Source organism: Streptomyces sp. SID11385 (genome assembly GCF_010548245.1).
Taxonomy (GTDB): Bacteria; Actinomycetota; Actinomycetes; order Streptomycetales; family Streptomycetaceae; genus Streptomyces.
The window spans coordinates 1-233 of the sequence record NZ_JAAGLR010000487.1 but is presented as its reverse complement, the minus strand read 5'-3'; the positions used below and the strand labels follow the sequence as shown (position 1 = coordinate 233).

Sequence of the window (233 nt, the reverse complement as noted above, 5' to 3'; positions counted from 1 at the left end):
GATAGATCATCAGGCGCTGCAACGCGCCGACCAGCATGTCGATGACCATGCGGTCGTCCTGGATGGAGGCCAGGTACTCCTCGAACGTGATCGGTTCCGACGCGCTCACGAACTCGACGCCCGGCCACAGCTTGCGCGCTGTGGCGTGGGCGCGCCGTTCCTCGTACGGCTTGCTGATCAGCAGCACGGACGAGACGTCCACACCGGCGTCTTCGAGCAGGGCCCGGGAGAAG

1 pseudogene is annotated in these 233 nt (G+C 65.7%); it reads right to left on the bottom strand.

Annotated features, from left to right (window positions below):
* Positions 1-233: pseudogene (locus G3I42_RS14745) on the bottom strand (YdcF family protein); the annotation flags it as partial.